Annotated in this window: 20 protein-coding genes; 13 read left to right on the top strand and 7 right to left on the bottom strand. The window is 36.0% G+C overall.

Going from position 1 to position 19837, the window contains the following annotated elements:
* The first annotated feature begins 12 nt into the window (after window positions 1–12).
* The 8 genes from K350_RS0115130 (at window position 13) to K350_RS0115095 (ending at window position 6855) form a co-directional block, all read left to right on the top strand.
* Window positions 13–1572, top strand: a complete 1560-nt coding sequence (locus K350_RS0115130; protein ID WP_028980630.1) for a tetratricopeptide repeat protein — start codon at window positions 13–15, stop codon at window positions 1570–1572.
* Window positions 1573–1729: 157 nt separating this feature from the next.
* Window positions 1730–2104, top strand: a complete 375-nt coding sequence (locus K350_RS0115125; RefSeq protein ID WP_028980629.1) for a TerB family tellurite resistance protein — start codon at window positions 1730–1732, stop codon at window positions 2102–2104.
* Window positions 2105–2294: 190 nt separating this feature from the next.
* The gene (locus K350_RS29000) at window positions 2295–2897 is read left to right on the top strand and encodes a DedA family protein (RefSeq protein ID WP_037575782.1); all 603 of its coding nucleotides are present in this window, start codon (window positions 2295–2297) and stop codon (window positions 2895–2897) included.
* 74 nt (window positions 2898–2971) lie between these two features.
* The gene (locus K350_RS0115115; RefSeq protein ID WP_028980628.1) at window positions 2972–3232 is read left to right on the top strand and encodes a hypothetical protein; all 261 of its coding nucleotides are present in this window, start codon (window positions 2972–2974) and stop codon (window positions 3230–3232) included.
* Window positions 3233–3238: 6 nt separating this feature from the next.
* Window positions 3239–4741 (top strand): OmpA family protein, encoded by a 1503-nt coding sequence (locus tag K350_RS0115110; protein ID WP_028980627.1) that lies wholly within the window; start codon window positions 3239–3241, stop codon window positions 4739–4741.
* Window positions 4742–4744: 3 nt separating this feature from the next.
* Entirely contained in the window at window positions 4745–5791 is a 1047-nt protein-coding gene (locus tag K350_RS0115105; RefSeq protein ID WP_037575780.1) for a Gfo/Idh/MocA family oxidoreductase, read from the top strand.
* Window positions 5784–6281 (top strand): YkgJ family cysteine cluster protein, encoded by a 498-nt coding sequence (locus K350_RS0115100; RefSeq protein WP_028980625.1) that lies wholly within the window; start codon window positions 5784–5786, stop codon window positions 6279–6281. Before K350_RS0115105 ends, K350_RS0115100 begins: the two co-directional genes overlap by 8 nt.
* Before the next feature lie 19 nt (window positions 6282–6300).
* Window positions 6301–6855 (top strand): YdcF family protein, encoded by a 555-nt coding sequence (locus tag K350_RS0115095; protein WP_028980624.1) that lies wholly within the window; start codon window positions 6301–6303, stop codon window positions 6853–6855.
* Between the two features lie 30 nt (window positions 6856–6885).
* Here K350_RS0115095 and K350_RS0115090 read toward each other — a convergent pair whose 3' ends face one another.
* Genes K350_RS0115090 through K350_RS0115080 form a run of 3 tightly spaced genes read right to left on the bottom strand, consistent with a single transcriptional unit; the run spans window position 6886 to window position 10204 of the window.
* Window positions 6886–8535 carry a leucine-rich repeat domain-containing protein gene (locus tag K350_RS0115090; RefSeq protein ID WP_028980623.1) on the bottom strand — a complete coding sequence of 550 codons (1650 nt, stop codon included), beginning with the start codon at window positions 8533–8535 and terminating at the stop codon, window positions 6886–6888.
* Window positions 8532–9629, bottom strand: a complete 1098-nt coding sequence (locus K350_RS0115085; protein WP_028980622.1) for a SprB repeat-containing protein — start codon at window positions 9627–9629, stop codon at window positions 8532–8534. The genes K350_RS0115090 and K350_RS0115085 overlap by 4 nt, the downstream gene beginning before the upstream one ends.
* Window positions 9626–10204, bottom strand: coding sequence for an RNA polymerase sigma factor (locus K350_RS0115080; RefSeq protein WP_028980621.1), 579 nt, complete (start codon window positions 10202–10204; stop codon window positions 9626–9628). Before K350_RS0115080 ends, K350_RS0115085 begins: the two co-directional genes overlap by 4 nt.
* 105 nt (window positions 10205–10309) lie before the next feature.
* Between K350_RS0115080 and K350_RS0115075 the strand changes: the two genes are divergently transcribed.
* Entirely contained in the window at window positions 10310–11179 is an 870-nt protein-coding gene (locus K350_RS0115075) for a type IX secretion system membrane protein PorP/SprF (RefSeq protein ID WP_051313177.1), read from the top strand.
* 203 nt (window positions 11180–11382) lie between these two features.
* Here K350_RS0115075 and K350_RS0115070 read toward each other — a convergent pair whose 3' ends face one another.
* Window positions 11383–11616 (bottom strand): hypothetical protein, encoded by a 234-nt coding sequence (locus K350_RS0115070; RefSeq protein ID WP_028980619.1) that lies wholly within the window; start codon window positions 11614–11616, stop codon window positions 11383–11385.
* Window positions 11617–11839: 223 nt separating this feature from the next.
* Between K350_RS0115070 and K350_RS28995 the strand changes: the two genes are divergently transcribed.
* Entirely contained in the window at window positions 11840–14698 is a 2859-nt protein-coding gene (locus K350_RS28995; RefSeq protein ID WP_037575777.1) for a T9SS type A sorting domain-containing protein, read from the top strand.
* 285 nt (window positions 14699–14983) lie between these two features.
* Here K350_RS28995 and K350_RS31325 read toward each other — a convergent pair whose 3' ends face one another.
* The 3 genes from K350_RS31325 to K350_RS0115045 all read right to left on the bottom strand — a co-directional run bounded on the left by K350_RS31325 (window position 14984) and on the right by K350_RS0115045 (window position 17610).
* On the bottom strand, window positions 14984–15814 hold the full coding sequence (locus tag K350_RS31325; RefSeq protein ID WP_051313176.1) for an endonuclease/exonuclease/phosphatase family protein: 831 nt from the start codon (window positions 15812–15814) through the stop codon (window positions 14984–14986).
* A 323-nt stretch (window positions 15815–16137) separates the two neighbouring features.
* Window positions 16138–16854, bottom strand: a complete 717-nt coding sequence (locus K350_RS0115050; RefSeq protein WP_028980618.1) for a DNRLRE domain-containing protein — start codon at window positions 16852–16854, stop codon at window positions 16138–16140.
* Between the two features lie 42 nt (window positions 16855–16896).
* On the bottom strand, window positions 16897–17610 hold the full coding sequence (locus K350_RS0115045) for a DNRLRE domain-containing protein (protein ID WP_028980617.1): 714 nt from the start codon (window positions 17608–17610) through the stop codon (window positions 16897–16899).
* Between the two features lie 95 nt (window positions 17611–17705).
* Between K350_RS0115045 and K350_RS31320 the strand changes: the two genes are divergently transcribed.
* The 3 genes from K350_RS31320 to K350_RS0115030 are packed head-to-tail and all read left to right on the top strand — an operon-like array spanning window position 17706 to window position 19715.
* Window positions 17706–18323, top strand: a complete 618-nt coding sequence (locus K350_RS31320; RefSeq protein ID WP_028980616.1) for an RNA polymerase sigma factor — start codon at window positions 17706–17708, stop codon at window positions 18321–18323.
* A 2-nt stretch (window positions 18324–18325) separates the two neighbouring features.
* Complete coding sequence (locus tag K350_RS0115035) at window positions 18326–18946, top strand: hypothetical protein (RefSeq protein ID WP_028980615.1); 621 nt, start codon at window positions 18326–18328, stop codon at window positions 18944–18946.
* Window positions 18947–18956: 10 nt separating this feature from the next.
* Complete coding sequence (locus K350_RS0115030) at window positions 18957–19715, top strand: hypothetical protein (protein ID WP_028980614.1); 759 nt, start codon at window positions 18957–18959, stop codon at window positions 19713–19715.
* The last annotated feature ends 122 nt before the right edge of the window (window positions 19716–19837 follow it).

Below are 19837 nucleotides of genomic sequence, written 5' to 3'. Positions count from 1 at the left end.
TTTTACCAAGCAATGAGAAAAGGTATTTTAGTTGGATTTGCATTAATGCAAACATTGATGATGAATGCTCAGACTGTGCAGGATGCTACTAAAAGCATAGAACTAGAGCAGTATGAAAAGGCCAAAAAGATTTTGGTGGAATTGGGTAAAAAGGATCAGAAAAACCCTGAAATAGCTTTCCAGCTTTCTGATGTTTATTATCAAACAGGAAATCTGGATTCTGCAAAGATAGTGGCAGAGCAGGCACTTGCAAAAAATGAAAATGCTCTTTACTATGTTGCCTTGGGAAAATCAGTTTATGAGAACAATGATAAATCAGGTGAAAACTATTTTGAAAAAGCTTTAGCTTTATCAAAATCCAAAGATCCCAAAGTCCAGGCTGGTATTGCTGAGTTTTATATTAATTCAGTTAAATACAGAAATGCTGATAAAGCCATTTCATTACTTCAAACTGCGATAAGTAAGGATGATAAAAATCCGTATTACTATTCTTTGATGGGGGATGCATACCTTGCTAAAAATGACGGTTCCAAAGCAATTGAAAGTTTTAAGAAAGCTTTGAATGCCAAACCTGGCTTCCCTATGGCATATCTTAAAATCGGAAATATTTACAACAAGGCAAGAAATTATAACGAAGGCTTAAAATATTACAATGAAGGCCTTGAAAAAAATCCGGATTATGTATTGTTTCATCGTCAGATAGGGGACTTATACTACCGCGCCAAACAATATCAAAAAGCTATTGCCAGCTATAAGGTATATGTCGAAAACACAGACAAAAATGCTGACAATGATTTTCGATATGCATCATTTCTTTTCCTGAATGAAAACTATAAAGATGCCTTGGCAATATTTGAAAACCTTAAGAAAAATAATTATCCAAATCCAATTTTGTACAGACTTCTTGGATATAGCTATTATGAAACAGGCGATGTTCCAAAGGGGCTTGAGTATATGAACGAGTATTGGAAAAAAACGAATGACAAGCTGGTTATAGGAACGGATTATGAGTACATGGGTAAAATTTATTCTAAATCAGGAAATGACTCACTGGCTATAATCAATTATAAAAAAGCAATTGAAAAGGATACTTCAAAAATTGAGTTATACAGTGAAGTTGCAGGGATGTATTTTACAGGTAAGCAATATGGCAAGGCGGCAGAGATGTTTGCAATCAGACTTACCAAAATTGCTCCTACTGCCCAGGATTACCTAAATTTGGGTAAAGCATATTACTATGATAAAAACTATTCTTTAGCTGATTCTGCTTTTGCTAAAATAGTTGAAATTATTCCAACTTCCTCAACAGGATACCTATGGAGGGCAAGAGCAAATTATGCAGGAGACGTCACGCCTGATAAAGGCAAAGCCAAACCTTACTATGAAAAAGTGATTGAATTAACACAGGCAGATGTACAGAAGAATAAAAAAGAACTTATTGATTCTTATGCATATCTTGCTTATCACTATTCTCTGAGTAAAGACAAAACCAAATCCAATGAATACTGGACTAAGGTATTGGAACTTGATCCTGAAAATAAAATGGCTAAACAAGCGCTCGGAAAAAAATAACGGAATTTTAGAAAAAAACTAATTTAAAAGGTGCCTGAAGAAATTCAGGCATTTTTTTTGTGTTATAGTTTTATGTAGAATTTCAAGAAAAAATGTAACAAATCCGGATTGAAATCGATTGTTATATTTATATAGAATAGGCCAAAATCAAGTAAATATGTCGACACAAAATATTCACGTAGCTATGGGAAGCCTGGCATACTCAATTGCAAAGGCTGATGGTGCAATTCAACTAGAGGAAAAAGAAACGATTAAAAACCTGGCGCAAAGGGAGTTTCAGCTGGGAGATAGTGATATTGAATGGATTGACCAGATGTTCAATAAGTTGGAAAAGGCTAATATTCCTTTAGAAGATGCGTACAATTACGCATTAGATACCCTTGAAGCTAACAGGTTTCATTTTGATTTTACTCAAAGTATGAAATCAAAATGCATAAGTTTCATGGAAAGGGTTGCTGAAGCTTTTAATGAAACATCAGTAGAGGAGAGATCTATTATTTCCAGGTTTAAGAAGGATGTGCAACGCTTTTAGTTTTCTAAAAGATTGCATCTAGTATACCGGCCACAGCAAGGAAAATGATCAATACACCAATTAAGGCAATTATGACAATTGTTCTTATTATTGTTCCCATTTCTTTGTTTTGGCTTAGTTTTAATATTAACTAAACAGACCTCTTCATTGTTAAAATACGAGAAGATAATTGCATTTAAATTTTTAGAATTTGGGGCCTGAATCAATTATTGAATTTGGTGGATTTGCCATTCTTCTGGTACTCGTATTTTTAGAGACTGGTTTGCTCATTGGCATATTGATCCCCGGTGGAGAAACGCTTCTTTTTACAGCAGGACTTTTGTCCGGAAGTGAGGTGCTTAATGTGCCTTTACCACTTTTAATGATTACCCTGACATTAGTCTCCGTTGGCGGAGATCTCACAGGTTATACAATAGGCATGAAAACCAGAAGGCACCTGTTTAACAGAGAAGATAGCTTTATTTTTAAAAAAAGTTACCTAGACAGAGCCAAAGCATTCTATAGAAAATATGGGCCTGTTGCAATTATTATAGGACGCTTTTTCCCAATTATCAGGACCGTTAATCCACTAATGAACGGCGCTATAGATCAGCCTTACATGCGCTTTTTTACCATGACTACGATTGGTTGTACCATTTATGTAAATACAATTATTCTGGTTGGTTTTTATCTGGGAAAAACGTTCCCATTTTTAAAAAGCTATCTTGAAGTAATTCTCCTTGGCATCGTTTTAATATTTATTCTCCCACTTTTAATCAGAATCAGAAAGGAAAAGAAAAACAAGGAAGGTTAATTCAAATTATTGAATAATTTTGTTCCCTCATTTATCATAATAAATCTCTCCTGAAATAGAGAAAATATAGCAGAATGATTGAAATAGTTGTATTGTATTTCTTATTGAAGAATATAGGTAAACTGGCAAAAGAAAAAGGGCAATCATCCATGCAATGGATGGTCTTTGGTTTTCTTGCATGGATTTGTGGTGAACTAAGTGGTATTGTTTTAGTGCTCAATTTTATCGGGCAGGAATATTTTATTTTTAGTATGTTTTTTGGAATCGGAATGGCTTATCTCTTCTTTTTGATCGTAAAAAGTAAGTTACAGGGCCTCCCTGATTCTGAAAACTGATACTGTATGAAAAAAAAGCTATTTCTGGTCGTATTAAATTTTCTTTCCTTCATTGCCTTTAGTCAAAAAAACTCAAGTACCAATCTGCAAACCCTGGGCAATCCTGTAAATACTCTAGAAAGTTCTGAATTTGCTCCAACCATCAGTGCGGATGGAAATACATTGATTTTTGAATCCGATAAAGGTGGACGTTGGAGATTGTACATGACAACCCAGGTACAGCCAGGAGTTTGGTCAAAACCGGTGGATATAATAACTATTAATAATGTTGTTGGTCCCGATGATTTCTTAGGAGGGCCTTGTCTTAGCTATGATGGCTCTACATTGTTCTTTACCTCAAATATGAAAGGTGGCATGGGAGGTATTGATATTTGGTATAGCAAACGAACCGGCAATAACTGGAGCGCACCTAAAAATCTTGGTAAACCTGTTAATTCTGCCGGTTACGATGGCTTTCCTTCTTTATCTCCGGATGGTAAAATCCTTTATTTCATGAGAGCGGGTGAAAAAAATACCTCAACCGGCCAGCGGTGCTGCAAACTTTTTAAGGCCACAAGACAGGGAGTATTTTTTATAAATCCGATTCCTTTACCTTACCCGGTAAATTCCGGTTGTGAAGGATACCCAAGAATAATGGCAGATGGTAAAACGCTGATTTATTCTTCATATAAATCCGACGGAAAAGGCGGTTACGATCTTTATGAATCTAAATTTAAATATGGCAAATGGACTAAACCCGTGCCATTGGATTTTATAAATACAGCCAAGGATGATGAACTGATTTCCGTTCCTGCTTCAGGTGACGTTATTTACCTTTCATCTACTACAAGTAATAATAAGGACGATATTTATAAGGTGGAATTACCTGGTGAGTTCCGACCTGAAAAAGTGATTTCTGTCGAGGGGATTATAAAGGATGAAGAAACAAGCAAGCCAATTGCTTCAAGCGTTCAGCTTAATAATTTTAAAACCAAAGAAAAGGTATCGGAAGTTACCAATGATTCTGTTACCGGTAAGTATCAAGTATATATTGAGGAAGGTCAAACCTATGATTTTTCTATAAGCTCCAAAGGCCATACTTTTCATTCTGAGGTCTTAAAAGTTGATTCAGTAAAAAGGTATCAGAAGTTTGAAAAAAGCGTTAAATTGAAGCCTCTCAAGAAAAATACTTCTTTTGTATTAAATAATATTTTCTTCGATTTTGATTCTTCTTCTTTGTCTTCAACTTCCTTTTTTGAGCTGGACAGGGTCGTGGATCTGATGAAGGTAAACAAGAGTCTTGTCGTGGAAATCTCCGCACATACGGACGATAAGGGAAGTGATGATTACAATAATAAGTTATCTCAAAACAGAGCAGAATCAGTTGTAAAGTATCTTACTTCAAAAGGAATTAAACCTGAAAGACTCGTAGCCAAAGGATTTGGTAAAACTATGCCGGCAGTGCCAAATGATTCTGATGAAAACCGTGCAAAAAACCGAAGGGTTGAATTCAAAATATTGAAAATCTGAAATATGTCAATAAAGCCGATCAATACAGCAATAGCGGGATATGGAGCCGCAGGTGAATTTTATCATGCACCTTTTATCGCAAGTTCACCTGAATTTAAATTAACCAATGTTCAGGAAAGACATAAAGAACAATCAAAGCTGAAGTTCCCAGAAGTGAAGGTGCTCAGAACTTTCTCAGAATTAACAAATGATCCTGAAATAGAATTGATCGTTATTACAACTCCCAATGAGTTTCATTTTTCAATGGCCAAAGAAGCTATGGAGAAGGGGAAACATGTAGTAGTAGATAAGCCAATAACCGTTACTTCTGGTGATGCCGAGCAGTTAATTAAAATTTCTAAAGAGACAGGAAAGATCCTTACCGTATATCAAAACAGAAGACTTGATGCGGGTTTGCTTACAATTAAAAAGATAAAAGAAGAGAACGGTTTCGGAAAAATCAGGCACTATGAAGCACACTTTGATCGTTTTCGTCCTGCGATTAAAGATTCCTGGAGAGAGAAAGAAACCCCTGGAGGCGGCTTGCTATATGATCTTGGAGTACATTTGCTGGATCAGACGATTTATCTTTGGGGAAGACCGCAGACAATTACTGCAAAGATTGAAAGACAAAGACCAGACGCTGTAGTAGATGATTTCTTTGAGATAACTCTTCAGTATAGCGGATTCAAAGCTGTAGTAAAGGCAGGCATGCTTGTAGAAGAAAAAACACCTCAGCTTTATGTGGAAGGCTCTAAATTAACTTACTTTCGTTATGATCTGGACCCACAGGAAGCTGCTCTGAAACAGGGATTGTTCCCAAGAGATGCTGCATGGGAAAAAGAAACTGTTCCTACTCCAGGATTTGTCAGAAATACGGATTGTGAAGAATCTGAATATCCTTCTGAAAGAGGAAATTATCCTTATTTCTACAGGAACCTTGCACAGGCTATCAGAAATGGGGGGGAGCTGCTAGTAAAACCCGAAGAAGCCCATTATGTGATTAAGCTGATTGAGCTCGCCAAGGTAAGCAGTGAAGAAAAAATAACTATTGATTTAAGTAATGTTTAAACCGGAAGAAATAAAAGAGAAGGGCAAGGTTGCGGAGATGATTAATAAAAAGTTTTTTGATAAGCTGAAGAAAATTTCTCCAGATCAGCTGGACAAAATCGTGCATCCAGTTCATAAAGATGTTTTTGAAGAAGTAGATTGTCTTGCCTGTGCAAATTGTTGCAAAACCACAAGCCCTATATTTTATCAGGCAGATATTGAAAGGGTAGCAAGGAAACTAAGAGTGAAGCCTTCTGAATTTATAGATCAATATTTGCATTTGGATGAAGATAATGATTATGTATTGAATTCCTCCCCATGTCCTTTTCTTGATGGGGAGAATTATTGTCTGGTCTATGAATCAAGACCTACGGCTTGCAGAGAGTATCCTCATACCAATAGAAAAAGATTCCGTCAGATCCTTAGCCTTACTCTTAAAAATACTCAGGTTTGTCCAGCTGTCTATGAAATTGTAGAAAGACTGAAAGTAAAACTGGATTTTGGTAAATAGTCTTTCCTTTAATTTTTAGATGAAAAGAACTTTTAAATATTTAGCATTTGCCGTAATCAGCCTCTTTTTGACACAATCCATTTTTATTGCTGCAGACGGTCTTATGGACGATGAAGTAAAAACGGATTGTATTCTGATACTTGGTAATAAAGTTAATAAAGACGGAACACTTTCTCCGAGATTAAAAGCTCGCGTGGATAAAGGTCTTCAGTTATTTCGTGAAAATCCATCATCAATCATTATTGTTTCCGGTGGTTTGGGCAAGGAAGGGTATTATGAAGGAACTGAGATGAAAAAGTACCTTATTGATCGGGGAGTTCCAGTTGACAATGTAATAGCAGATGATCTTGGAAATAATACTTTACAAACTGCTAATAATTATATGGAGTTAAGTAAGACGCATCATCTGAGTAGTGTTACTGTTGTATCTCAATATTATCATATTTCCCGAACTAAACATTTACTTAAGAAAGTTGGCGCCGGGCAAGTCTATGGTGTCCACGCGGACTTCTTCGAGTGGAGGGATTTTTATTCGATGTTTAGGGAATGTATTGCTTTTTATAAATACTGGTAAGTGAAAAGTTTCGAAAATGTCGATTGCCGGTTAACGAATTAAAGTAATATTGATTACTTTGTTTTCATCAACGACAATAGCATAATAACCAGCATCTGCCATTGAACCATCTGTTTTTGTTCCATCCCAGACAGCAGGAGCAACAAGCTCTCTGATTAAATTTCTTCCTGAATCCAGTATTTTAATTTTGCCCGGAACTTCGATAAAATAAGAGTCCATATAACCATCACCATTGGGACTGAATACAGCTTGACAATCTTTTGGTTTCTGAAGGGTGAATGATGATGTAGAACCTTTACAATTAAACTGGTCATTAACAGTAAATTTGTATATGCCTGCCTCCAGGTTATTGTAATGGAAATTATCAAGAGTAAGAGTATCAGCTTTTGTGACTGATTTGATGCCAAAACGATAAGGTGGAGTTCCTCCCTTATACTCAACTCCTTGCAACTCTATTGAATAACCTTCTTTGCAATTTTCAGAAAGAATATTTATTGATTTATAGGACAATTCAATACATGGCTTTACTGTCAACACCAAATTAGTACTTTTGAGTACCAGTGAAGGTAGGGCCATCAATCTTATTTCCTGATAATATTCTCCAGACTGCTCTGGAGTTAGAGGAGATAAAGTGAGCGCTGAGGATTTATTGGTATTGTCAGCAATCCCATTTTTAAACCATTGATACGTTACAGGTAGCGTCGCATCGACCTTCGGATCATATATGAAAGGTTCGGTTTGGTCTTTCAACTCTAGGTTCTGATCAATTATAAAGGGCTTTTGAGGAGTATAAATGAACTTGCTAAACTGAGGGTGATTTTTAAGAGGTAAGATGTCTTCAAACGTGAGATAATTATCAGAAATATTCACGTTGTCCAAGTTGAATTTTGCTAGCAGATCCGGAAGGCTAGATAACTTGTTATTTGAAACATTAAAGACTTTTAGAGTTGTATTAGCTTTAAGGTCTGATAGATCTTTCAGATTGTTGCCTTGTATAAATAATACTTCCAGAAAGTTCAGATCTTTCAGACCTATGATGGTGTCTAATCCAAGATGGTTTAAATGTAGCTGTTTAAGATTTTTTAAAGCAGATACATTTTGAAATACAGGCATCGGATTATTTCCGGCAACAAGTATTTCCAAATTTACATAACCTGAAAGATCAGGCATTTCCGTCAATTGATTATTGCCACATGACAAAGTTTTTAAATTTGCAGAAGGAGGAGGTAAAGCCGGTAATTTTTTAAGCTGGTTATTATAAACCTGAAAATCCTCTAAATTAACAAGAGTAGTCAGATCGGGTAATTCCGCGATATTATTATTGTACAGGTATAATAATCTCAAATTAGTAAGTCGTGAAATATCCGGAATTGTTGTAAGGTGATTAAAACCCAATTTGAGTGTATAGACGTTGGTAAAGTAAGATATTCCGTTAGCATCATTAATGTTTGAGTATTCCAGATTCAGCTCACCATATAAATCTTTTGCCTTAATAGTATCCAGCTTACCATCTTTCATATAAGCAGAATAATCCTTCTCAAGTTTTGCTCTAAGGTTTTCGTCAGGTATTTCAACAAGATTATCCTGTGCACTGACTTTAAAGCCAACCAAAACAAAAGCTATAAAAAGGAAAATCCTTTTATACTCTAACTTTCTTATTTTAAGGTTACTCAAAATCATCTTAATACCGTAATCTGTCCGTTTTCTTTTTGACCATTTGAATATTCCACTATATAAACATATAATCCAGCTACTGCCAGATTACCTGTCATATCAGTTCCTGTCCATTCCGCTATTTCACCCTGGCCTGTTTTTGTCTTAAATATAAGCAATCCTGCTCTATTGTATATTGAAAGTGTTCCAGGTTCTTCTGAAGAAACCGGAATTTTCAAAGTCTCACCGAATTCCGGACTGAAACTGAATGTTTGCTTTTTATAACATTCTTTTTCGGATACCAATACTGATTTTTCTTTCACACAGCCTGATTGATCTTTGACTTTGACTACATAGCTGCCCGGCCTTAGATTTGTATAACTTGATAAAGAAGAAAAATTTCCGCTACCGTTAAATTCGTAGGAATAGGGTGCTGTGCCACCTTTAATGCTGTTTTCTGCTACTTTGATTTCTCCGTTGGAAGCTCCGCTACAAGTACTTGTTGAAGATACTGTGAAATTAATATTTACACCTATACAAGGATCTGATTTTTGGTAAGGAAGTGGATTTGTAGTTAAAGTGTCTAATATAATTGTATTAGTTTCTTTCTTTAGAGTTGTCTCCTTCTTTTGCTCTTCCTGAATCGTATCTGACAAGCGTTCAGGAGATTTATTACTATTAGGTTTTATGGTAAGGTCTTTCTTATTAGCCCTTTTGTTTTCAGATAATAGAGGTAATTCGCTTCTAGAGAATGAATCATTATTGATGATTACCTGCTTTTCTGTTGAGTTTTTTACTGAAGGCGTCTTTTCGGATTTGTTATTGATTGAGAGTCCAATTCCAGCAGCTGCACTAATAAGTAAGAGGAGTGAACCTCCCAATAACCATTTATTAGTGTTATTTTTTTGATCCAGCTGTTTGATGTCTTTTTTGATCCTTTCTCTTAGGACGTCTAACTCAGCGCCAAGTACAACCTCGTTAAGCAATTGTTGATTTTCAACTTCAGTTCTAAATGTGGGATCTTCAGCAAGAGCTTTTTCAAATTTCAATAAAGCATCATCGCTCAGTTCCCCGTTGAGGTATTGATCAATCTCAAAGTAATATTCAACTCCTTCTTTCAATGCTTTAATAAATTTAAAAGATTCTTATCCTCATTTACCAGTTTTTGCAAATACTGCTTACACCTGTAGTTATTGGTCTTAGCTACATTTTCACTTGCATAACCCATCTTTTCACTGATTTCCTTCATGCTTAATTTCTCAAATATAGAGAAGCGAAGGATCTTCTGACACTTTTCATCCAGTCTCTCAAATACCAATCTCATTGCAGAAGACTTTTCTTTGGTGATTAAATCTCCAAGATGATCAGAGTTGTCGGAAAATTCACTTTCCATCAGACTCAGATCTTTATTTTGAATACGTTTGTCCCTCCGTACTTTATCAATCCATAGATTGCGGGAAACAGAAAAGATAAAACCGTCAATTCCATATTGTTGGTTAAATTTATTTTGCTTCACCTGATTAAAAAAGATTACAACTGCATCCTGAAAAATATCACTCGCTTCTTCCAAAGAACCATTATTCTGAAGAACATACCTTCGGACCTTTTTTAAAGTATGTTCGTAAAGATAATCAAGTACAGGGTCATTTTCACCCTGTTGGATACATTGTATAATTTTTGAATCTATTTTATTCACACTTCCTGATCCTACGATTTGAAAATAAAAAAGTAAACACTAGCTTCACGGCTATTATTTTTAATTTTACGAGAATAACTGTTAAAAATTACAGAAATTATTCCTGTGTCCGGATTCAGACTAATTATATTAGTAATTTTTATTATTCCTTCTTTTGCCAGAGGTCAGTCCCGATCTGAAGTTCCGGATCTCTTCGATCAGTTTTTTAATAATTACTATTTGCTAAATCCTGCAGCTACAGATACAAGCTATAAGTTTAAAATCAGGGGAGAAAACAGAACTCAGACAGGACTTTTTGAGGGTATTAGTAAGCTTTATGCTGACGCAGATTATAAAATAAGAGATAAAGAAGGACGATCTCAATTCATTGGATTGCAAGCCGTAAATTTTAAAGAAGGTGATTTCATAAACAGAAGCAGGCTTTATGGAAGGTATTCCTGGAGAACAAATCTTTCTGAATATTCTTCATTATCAGCTGGTGTGGCTTTAGGAATAGTGAATTACAACTTCAGAGGTTCTCAGGCCGGGGCAGGAGGAAGCTCAACTGTTATGGACGGAAGTGTAGGTATATGGTATAGCTGGAAAAGACTTTATTTAGGAATTGCAGGTCAGCAAATATTAAGGAATAAGCTTCAGCCTATCAATCAGCAGTTTCAGTTGGATCGCTATTGGAATTGTAATATGTTTTATAGTTTTCAAGTCACTCAATTTCTTGACTTTAGTCCGCATTTATATACAAGATTGCAAAAAGGAACTGATAATGTACAGCTCGCAGGCATTTTTGATATTTATGATTTGGTAAGTGCAGGGGTCAATTTAAAGTATAAAAGAGGGATCGCATTTATTGCTGGGTTCAAAAACTTAAATATTGGAAACTCAGCTTTTTCATTATATGCGTCTTATATGGCTGGTACAAATAGCCCTTCAATATTGGATGACAATGCTGTAGAATTTTATCTCAGTTTTCAGCGCTAAAACAATATTCATCAGCACCTCCAGAATTTCTTTTTCTATAATCCAATCAGACTTATTCAGAATTCTATCCGGCTTACTCTTGGAGCTATAGTGCTTAAGCACTGATCTTAGGTGCTTAAGCAAAAATCTTCCGTGCTTATACACCAGTCCTGCGGGGGGCTTCCGGAATTTCGGGAAGTACTCCCGGGAGCTCCGTGGAGGCTTCAGGAAGATACAGGAGTACTTCCCGGATTTCTGTGGGGACTTTCGCGCCTTGCGTATGCACTTCCGGAGACTTCGTGCTTAAGCACGGAACATTGGTGCATAAGCACAAAACTTCCGTGCTTAAGCGCCGAAGCTGCGGATGTACTTTCGGAATTTCGAAGTGTACTTCCCGAAGCTCCGTGAGAACTCCCGGACCTTGCGTGGGAACCTCCGGAGCCTCCGTGCTTAAGCAAAGATCATCGGAGCTTAAGCACTTCTTCCAGAAAAGCAGAGAGCACTTCCTGAATCTTCCAGGAGTAATTTCTTTTTTTGGATTGAATTAAGGTCATTTTCTTTGACAAGGGTAATAAATAAAAAAATCTATAATTTTTTTTTCATTACCTGTTTACATTTCATTTTTCTCTCCGTATTGGGTTTAAATTTTTCAGATAAAGAAAAGTTAAATCTGGACATTACATGAATAAAAGACTATTCTTATTACAAATTTTACTTTTTTTAATTTGGACTCAACAGTTCGTATTAGCACAAAATGCCAATAACTGGAAAAATGTAGCAATAGGAGCAGGTGGGTTTGTCTCCAGTATCATTACAAGTAAGACCGAAGCTAATTTAGTTTATGCAAGAACGGATGTGGGTGGTGCTTACAGATGGGATGCAGTTAAGAATGTATGGATTCCTCTTACAGACTGGGTTTCTGACAGTGAAACAGGATATCTTGGAGTAGAGGCCTTAGCAATAGATCCCCAGGACTCGAAGAAAGTTTATATGCTGGTTGGGATAGACTATTTCAACGGAGGAAAAACAGCTATCCTTCGTTCCAGCGACTACGGAAATACTTTTACAGTAACAGAAGTAACATCTCAATTCAAAGCACATGGCAATGGAATGGGACGTCAGAATGGTGAAAAGCTGGTTGTAGATCCTAATTTGAGTACTTTACTTTTTTGTGGAACCAGAAGAAATGGACTTTTTAAAAGCACTAATTCAGGCGCTGCCTGGAGCAAAGTAAGTGGTTTAAATGTTTCCAGCACTCCTAATGATAATGGTATCAGCTTCGTATTGATTGATCCAGCAAGTGGAACTAAAGGCAGTGCTTCAAAGATAATATTTGCGGGCATTTCACAGACAGGGACTAACCTATATGTAAGTAAAGATGGAGGGGCTACTTTCAATGCTATTTCTGGTGGTCCTACCAACTTTATGCCTCAAAGAGCAGTACTTGCTGCTGATGGAAACCTTTTCATTACTTATGGCAATGGAGCAGGTCCGCATGGACACTGGAGTCTACCGGAGCCTATGGATAATGGAGCGATCTGGAAATACAATACTAAAACAGGAACATGGACCAATGTAACACCTTCCGGTTATGCAAGAGCTTTCGGAGGAATTTGTGTTGACCCAAATAACTCAAACAGGCTTGTTGCATCAACGATAAATACCTACATGCAACAAAATAGCGCATGGGGTGACAGAATATTCCTGAGTACAAATGGTGGAACTTCATGGACTGACATCTTTTCAAAAGGGCTTACGCTAGATCAAAACGATTGTCCCTGGATTGCTGATCAGGCCATACATTGGGCAGGTTCAATTGAATTTGATCCCTTTAATACTGCAAAAGTCTGGGTGACTTCCGGAAATGGTGTTTTTAAGACGGAAGATATTAACGCTTCAAAGACTACATGGAAATTCATGCAAAAAGGCCTTGAGGAAACAGTACCACTTGACATGGTGAGTATTCCAGGAGGACCTTTAGTTTCAGCAATTGGAGATTATGACGGATTTGTTCATACTGATATTATAAAATATTATTCAAGACATACTCCAACTACCGGGACAACTACAGGTATTGCATTCGCATCTAAAAAGACAAGTACAATGTTACGTGTTGGTAATGACATGTACTACTCCACGAATCAAGGTGCAAGCTGGACAAAGTGTAATAAAAACGGTTTGAGTGGGGTTAAGGGAAGTGTAGCAATATCCTCCGACGGAAAAGTATTCCTGGCCTGTCCTGAAAATTCCTCCACAACTTATAGATCTACTGATAATGGAAATTCATGGACGGCTTGTTCAGGATTAAATATATCCGGAGCTTTTCCTGTTGCAGATGCCGAGAATGCTAACAAGTTTTACGCGTTCAATGAATCTAACGGAGCGATTCTGGTGAGCACAGATGGAGGTATTTCTTTCAGCACTTCAGGAAATGCAGGATCAGGAGGAGCGAGAGTAATTCGTACTACTCCAGGTAAAGAAGGACACTTATGGGTGCCACTTTGGAATGGTCTCGCACGCTCAACAAATTCAGGTCAGTCATTTACAAAAGTTAATAGTGTTACTTATTGCGGTGCGGTAGGTCTGGGTAAAGAAGCTCCAGGCAAAAGCTATCCTACTCTATACATATGGGGGACGATCAATAATGTAATAGGTATTTATCGCTCTATAGATGAAGGGGCAAACTGGGTTAGAGTAAATGATAACGAACATGAGTTCGGAGGACCTGGCAATGCCAAGATGGTGCAGGGAGATATGAATGTATACGGAAGAGTATATATGAGCACTGCCGGAAGAGGCATAGTATATGCTGAAACGGGAACTCCTGATTGTGCAGGAGTAGTAGGCGGTTCAGCTTATCTTGATAATTGTAGTACCTGTGTTGGCGGAACCACCGGAAAACAACCATGTATGGCAGATTGTAACGGAGATTTTGGAGGTACAGCTTTCAAAGATAACTGTGATGTCTGTGTGGGAGGAAAAACAGGCAAAACAGCCTGTGTGAAAGATTGCAATGGTGTTTTTGGTGGAACTGCATTTAACGATAATTGTAATATTTGTGTAGGCGGAAATACTGGTAAAGTGGCCTGCGTAAAAGATTGCCATGGTGAATATGGCGGAAAAGCTTATTTGGACAACTGTCAGACCTGTGTTGGCGGTAGCACGGGGATGACAGCTTGCTCCAAAGATTGTAACGGTGATTGGGGCGGAACGGCTGCATTGGATGTCTGCAATGTATGTGCCGGGGGGAAGACAGGAAAGGTACCTGCCGTGAATCAAAGTGAGTGTACTATCACATCCATTGATAATACTCAATCTGATGAAATGGTATCAATTTACCCAAATCCTTTTAATGCTGATTTTACTATAGCATCAGAAGGGCAATTTAATTATTCGATAATTAATTACACTGGAAATATAGTTTCAGCAGGTATTGCAGAAGGTCAATTGGTATTGGGAGCTGAACTTTCAGCAGGCATGTACCTTGTAAAAGTTGAAAAAGGCGGTAAGACCTCAATCAGCAAGATTGTAAAATACTGAGTTAAAAAGTCTGGTTGATAGATGAATGAGTGAAACGACCCTTCCGGGTCTTTCACTTTTCGTTACACCTGCAAATCATTAAGCAAGGATTCTAATAAGTAGATCTTAAATTTAGGTTGATAGATAAATGAGTGAAATGTCCTGAAAGGGACTTTCACTTTTTCTCCTGAGCTTAATTTAAAAATGAATGATTTATGTTTACCGAATTCCCTTTTTCGGTGCTTAAATACAGGTTGATAGATGTATGTGTGAAGGATCCTTAACGGGGTCCTTCATTTTTTAAAGCTATTCAGAGAAGCTGTAACATCCTAGAATCGGCACATGGTCAGAAATACGTATGGTGTCGAATGTTTTGAAATTTTTTATCGATAACTTCTGAGGCTCGAAAAACTGATGATCAATTCTTAAAAATGCTTTATTGGGTAAAAATGTAAATCCAAAGCCATTTCCTTTTTCCTCAAAAGCGTTATTGAGTTTATCCTTCATATTCTGATAGACAAAACTATAAGGAGTTTCATTGAAGTCACCTGCTACAATCAATGGAATAGAAGTAGAATCAATAAAAGTGTTTAGTTTTTTTACCTGAGTACTCCTGATTTCACTTGTTTCTTTTAACCAAAAGGCATTTCTCAAAACCTTTTTAAACGGGAAGAAAGGATTTCCTTTTTTCAGATTGTTAGATTCAAAATGAACACTTACAATCCTTAGCACATTACCTTTTAACAGTACATCAGCATAAATTCCCTTGTTAAAGTCGCTTCTCCCTTCAAATACAAGTCCACTTCGAATGATCGGGTACTTAGAGAAGATTGTAACTCCAACTACGTTCTTTTTAGCCGACACAACCTGGTATGGATATAATGTTTCCAGGAAAGGGCCACCCTTTTCTGGGAAAAACTCCTGCAGACAGACAAAGTCAGTATTTTTTCCGGAGATCACTCTTTCCAGATTTTCTTTGAATCCCAGTTCATGAGCAATATTATATCCGCTGACATTATATGAAAGGACGGTAAAGTCACAATTTGATTCTGAGGTTTTATTTACTCTGTTTATTCTAAAAAGGGTAATAAAATAAAAAAATGAAAGCAGAAAAAATACCGTTCCAACCCATTTCATTTTTGTTGTCTTCCTAAAAAGAAACAGAAATAGAATTATGATACAATTAAAGAAAACGAATACTGGAATTAATAAAGTAGCGATTTCAGAAATCCAAAGTATGTGAGGGGGGATATATAATGAAATCAAAGAAAAGGCGAATATGAGGTAAAAAAATATCAAAAGGCAATTGCCCATAAAGGCAAGATTACTTTTTGAAAAACTAAAAACTGAACTCATAATAAATTTTTAATATTTATCTTCCTTCAAAGAAGCGACTCGAAACGCGAATTTAGAGATAAAATTCAACAGGCTTTAGAAAATGAATAATCGTCAATGATGAATTAATTGGAAGGTATCAATCGAACCTTAAGATAGGGTTGTTTCGCCCTTCCAGCATTTATTGAATAAAAAACAAATGACTGATAAAATTCAAAATCTCCCTCTGTATACATTCGGAAAAGAAATCCGTTGTTTTCATCCTTTTTATCCTTTCCGGCAATTTTTTTTACAAGCGCTGTCAAATCCAGACGCATGATAGGTGGGAAATCGGAGGGGATGTTAAAATATAAATATTCATCTGGCAATGGTGAAATACGAGGTTGATGTACCCAGGTTAAATCTTCCAGATCCCAGGAATCTTCTACCAGACAAACCTGGATATAATTCGGGATTGAATCTATACCTACATTATCCGGAACTTTGTTATCAGAGCCGTTAGGTTTGGTATGGAGAACTAAAATTGCAGATTCTATTTCTTCATTATCCTTGATTTCTGATAGATCTAATTTTAAATATGTCCGATAGCTCACAGGCTCTCCAAACCTTGTCCATTTCGCCACAATATTATGGATATCAAATCTTCCATTAAGGTTTTCAAGAGTAACATGAGAATTCAGATAAGCGTCTCCATCAACTTCTCCCTTTGTGGTTAATGGTTCTCTTATCTCAAGAGTTCTTTCAATATTTTCTGCCGGAGGACAGCAATGGTGCTCACACGCTGATAGTATTGACCATAATGTAGCTATGCAAAGGACTATTCGTTTTCTATAATGAATCATAGTTCTTCAAATGATTGGAGTCTGATGCAAATGCTAATGTGATTAATAGTTAGATTTCAATTGTACTCTTAAATAGGGCTGTTTTGATACGTCAGCATTTAGAGAATAAAAAACAAATGAACGGTATGGAAATGCATCTGCCTCTGGCATCATTTTGAAAAGAAATCCATTGTTGGGGATTTTTTTAGTGTTTCCAGCTATACTCTTGATTAATTTTGTCACATCTATTCCTATTACAGAGGGGAAATCTTCCGGAACACTGAAAACTATATAATCTTCCGGCAATTGTGAAAAAGTTGGCTGGTTGGCCCAGCTTAACGTCAGCAGTTCCCAGGAGTCTTTAACAAGACATATCTGCACATAATTTTCATCAAAAGTTTGATTAACGATATCAGGTACTGAACCATCCGAACCGGAAGGTTTAGTATGAAGTAATAAGGTTGCTGAAATTATTTCATCATCCGTTTTTATATCAGAAAGGTCTAATTTGAGATATGAGCGGTAACGTGCAGGATCTCCAAATCGGGTCCAGTTGGCAACTATATTATGCTGATCCCCACTGCCATTAATATTTTCCAGAGTTGGGTGAGAGTTTAAATAAGCATCTCCATCACCCTTGGAATTTATGTCCTGCCTTAATTCAATGGTCCTTTCAAAACTTTTTTGAGGTATTGGACAATGATGTTCACAAGAGGATTCAAGTAGAAATAAAAAGAATAAAACAGGAAAAATGAAAGGCTTTTCTGATATAATCATATTTTACTCAAAAATGGGTATTAAGTCCTTCAATATCTGTTTTTTTTGTAAATTTTGGAATATAATTTATATTTTTGTTTTCCAACACTTAATTAATGGAGCTATCAGATAACGAAATCGTTAGAGGTTGTGCGAAAGGGGATTTAAAATCTCAGGAAGCTCTATTTAAAAAATATGGTCCTGAGTTGAAGAAATTATCTTTCCGGTATTCCAAAAGTGTTGAAGATGCAAAAGATATTTTTCAGGAAGCTTTCATCAAAATTTTTAAAGATATAAACTCTTTCCGCAATGAAGGGGCTTTAATAGGATGGATGAAAAGAGTTACTGTAAACACCGCCATTTCTTTTTACCGAAAAAAAAGCAATTCCGGATTTTTTCATTTATCAATAGAACTGGAATCCGAAGAAGAACAAGGAGGCAGAGAGAGTAGTTTACAAAAATATTTTAATGAAACGGAGGAAATCGAAGACGAAGATTTTAGCGAATATGAAAAAGCTTTGTCAAAACTTTCTTATGAACAATTAATAAATCTTATAAAGTCTCTTGATCCTCCGCAAAATATAATTTTTAACATGTTTTATGTTGAAAATTATTCTCACAAGGAAATTGCCAAGGAATTAAAAATTAGTGAAAATAATTGCAGAACTTTACTTCATAGGTCCAAAAAGAAATTAAAGGATTCAATAAGAGTATTAATATACCATACAGTATAAGCATGGAGGACCACAAGGATATAGGTATTTTAATTAAGAACCGTCTGAAATATGCGGAGAAAGAGAAATCTTTTGACTTTGATGGAGAATGGCAGACAATTAAACCTATTGTCCTAAAGAATAATTTTGCTACCTGGAGAGCTAGTACTTTTAATATTTATTATTTGATTTTTATTACAATTTCAATAACTCTAATTCTTTTTTATCTATTCATTGGACCTAAGCAAGAGGTAACTGAAAATATAAAAAAGGATGGAGGAGAAACCATTACCATAAAGAAGTGGAATATTGCTGGTAAAACGGCTGGAAATGATAAAGATTTAAGTTCGAGTAATCATTCTGGATCCAGTCAAATCAATAAATCAGGTCAATTCACTTCTGCTGTTTCTATAGAGGTGAAAGATTCTGCGGATAAAAATTCAGTAGTTCCGGTTGTATCATCATTTCAGAATGCAGATACTTTAACAAACTTTAGAGTAAATTTAGAATCACAAACAGTGCAGCCCAATCCACCGCTGCAGGAGTCTAAAAAGAACAAGCCTGTAATAACTTTAAACAAGCAGGATACAATCATAAAAACAGATACATTGAGGAAAGTAAAAACCAAAAAGATTTTTAAATAACATCCTATTTATGAGACTTGTATTTTTTACTTTTTTGCTTTCAATCCAATCAGTTTTTGCGCAGGTAGATACCCTGTTTAAACAAGGGGTCGAAGTTGATACCATTATCATAAAAAAAGCTCCTGTTACCGTCTCCCAACAGTTTGTTGTAGATGAATATCTGTATAAAGAAGTAGAGCATTTTTTCTATATCAAACCATATATATCTTATCTATATTTCCAGAATTATTTGTCCGGTAATGAAGGGGTATTGGGGCAAGCCTTCTGTTATAGCGTCAGGGAAAAGAATAGCTATAATTTAGGAATAGATTTAGGGTACAGTATTAAAAGATTTAATTTTCTTATAGGTTATTCTTTTCAATCTTACAGCGAAAAAGTTTTGCTTTACAAGGAGAACAATTCTTATCAAAACCATTTTGTGCAGAACCTCATTTCAGCCAAGGTATCTATGGATTTGAATTATAAGAAAATAAAAATAGCTCCAGTAGTCGGGTTGGCTTATAATGTTGCTGTTTCAGCTAATACGGTATATCCTGTTTTAAAGGATAATGTCATTGCTTTTGAAAAAACAAATGATTTCCAAAAATCAGGTACTTCATATGCTCTGGCAGGTCTGGAGTTGAAAGCATTTAACTCTAAACGAATGAGCCCTTTTGCCAGTGTAACTTATATGAGAAGCTTATTTGCAGAAGGAAACGATGGAAAATTTAGTTTCTCATATACCAAAAATATTTTCATTTGGTCTTTAGGGCTTATGATTAAGTTCTGAGTTTCTGGACTTAACTTTTTCCTGTTTTTAAAGAATATTCCTAAACCACTCTCGTTTCTATTTCAGTTCAATTCAGCTATTTGCTAATCAAGGTTACTGACCAATTAATTATTTGTTTTCAG

The organism is Sporocytophaga myxococcoides DSM 11118, from assembly GCF_000426725.1.
GTDB classification, from domain to species: Bacteria; Bacteroidota; Bacteroidia; order Cytophagales; family Cytophagaceae; genus Sporocytophaga; species Sporocytophaga myxococcoides.
The sequence above is the reverse complement of the archived record's forward strand: the minus strand, read 5'-3'. Positions and strand labels throughout refer to the sequence as shown.

Excerpts from the sequence above, each read along its gene's own strand:
- K350_RS0115130 (WP_028980630.1), top strand. The coding sequence starts at position 13 with ATGAGAAAAGGTATTTTAGTTGGATTTGCATTAATGCAAACATTGATG.
- K350_RS0115125 (WP_028980629.1), top strand. The coding sequence starts at position 1,730 with ATGTCGACACAAAATATTCACGTAGCTATGGGAAGCCTGGCATACTCA.
- K350_RS0115115 (WP_028980628.1), top strand. The coding sequence starts at position 2,972 with ATGATTGAAATAGTTGTATTGTATTTCTTATTGAAGAATATAGGTAAA.
- K350_RS0115110 (WP_028980627.1), top strand. The coding sequence starts at position 3,239 with ATGAAAAAAAAGCTATTTCTGGTCGTATTAAATTTTCTTTCCTTCATT.
- K350_RS0115105 (WP_037575780.1), top strand. The coding sequence starts at position 4,745 with ATGTCAATAAAGCCGATCAATACAGCAATAGCGGGATATGGAGCCGCA.
- K350_RS0115100 (WP_028980625.1), top strand. The coding sequence starts at position 5,784 with ATGTTTAAACCGGAAGAAATAAAAGAGAAGGGCAAGGTTGCGGAGATG.
- K350_RS0115095 (WP_028980624.1), top strand. The coding sequence starts at position 6,301 with ATGAAAAGAACTTTTAAATATTTAGCATTTGCCGTAATCAGCCTCTTT.
- K350_RS0115090 (WP_028980623.1), bottom strand. The coding sequence starts at position 8,535 with ATGATTTTGAGTAACCTTAAAATAAGAAAGTTAGAGTATAAAAGGATT.
- K350_RS28995 (WP_037575777.1), top strand. The coding sequence starts at position 11,840 with ATGAATAAAAGACTATTCTTATTACAAATTTTACTTTTTTTAATTTGG.
- K350_RS31325 (WP_051313176.1), bottom strand. The coding sequence starts at position 15,814 with ATGAAATGGGTTGGAACGGTATTTTTTCTGCTTTCATTTTTTTATTTT.
- K350_RS0115050 (WP_028980618.1), bottom strand. The coding sequence starts at position 16,854 with ATGATTCATTATAGAAAACGAATAGTCCTTTGCATAGCTACATTATGG.
- K350_RS0115045 (WP_028980617.1), bottom strand. The coding sequence starts at position 17,610 with ATGATTATATCAGAAAAGCCTTTCATTTTTCCTGTTTTATTCTTTTTA.
- K350_RS31320 (WP_028980616.1), top strand. The coding sequence starts at position 17,706 with ATGGAGCTATCAGATAACGAAATCGTTAGAGGTTGTGCGAAAGGGGAT.
- K350_RS0115035 (WP_028980615.1), top strand. The coding sequence starts at position 18,326 with ATGGAGGACCACAAGGATATAGGTATTTTAATTAAGAACCGTCTGAAA.
- K350_RS0115030 (WP_028980614.1), top strand. The coding sequence starts at position 18,957 with ATGAGACTTGTATTTTTTACTTTTTTGCTTTCAATCCAATCAGTTTTT.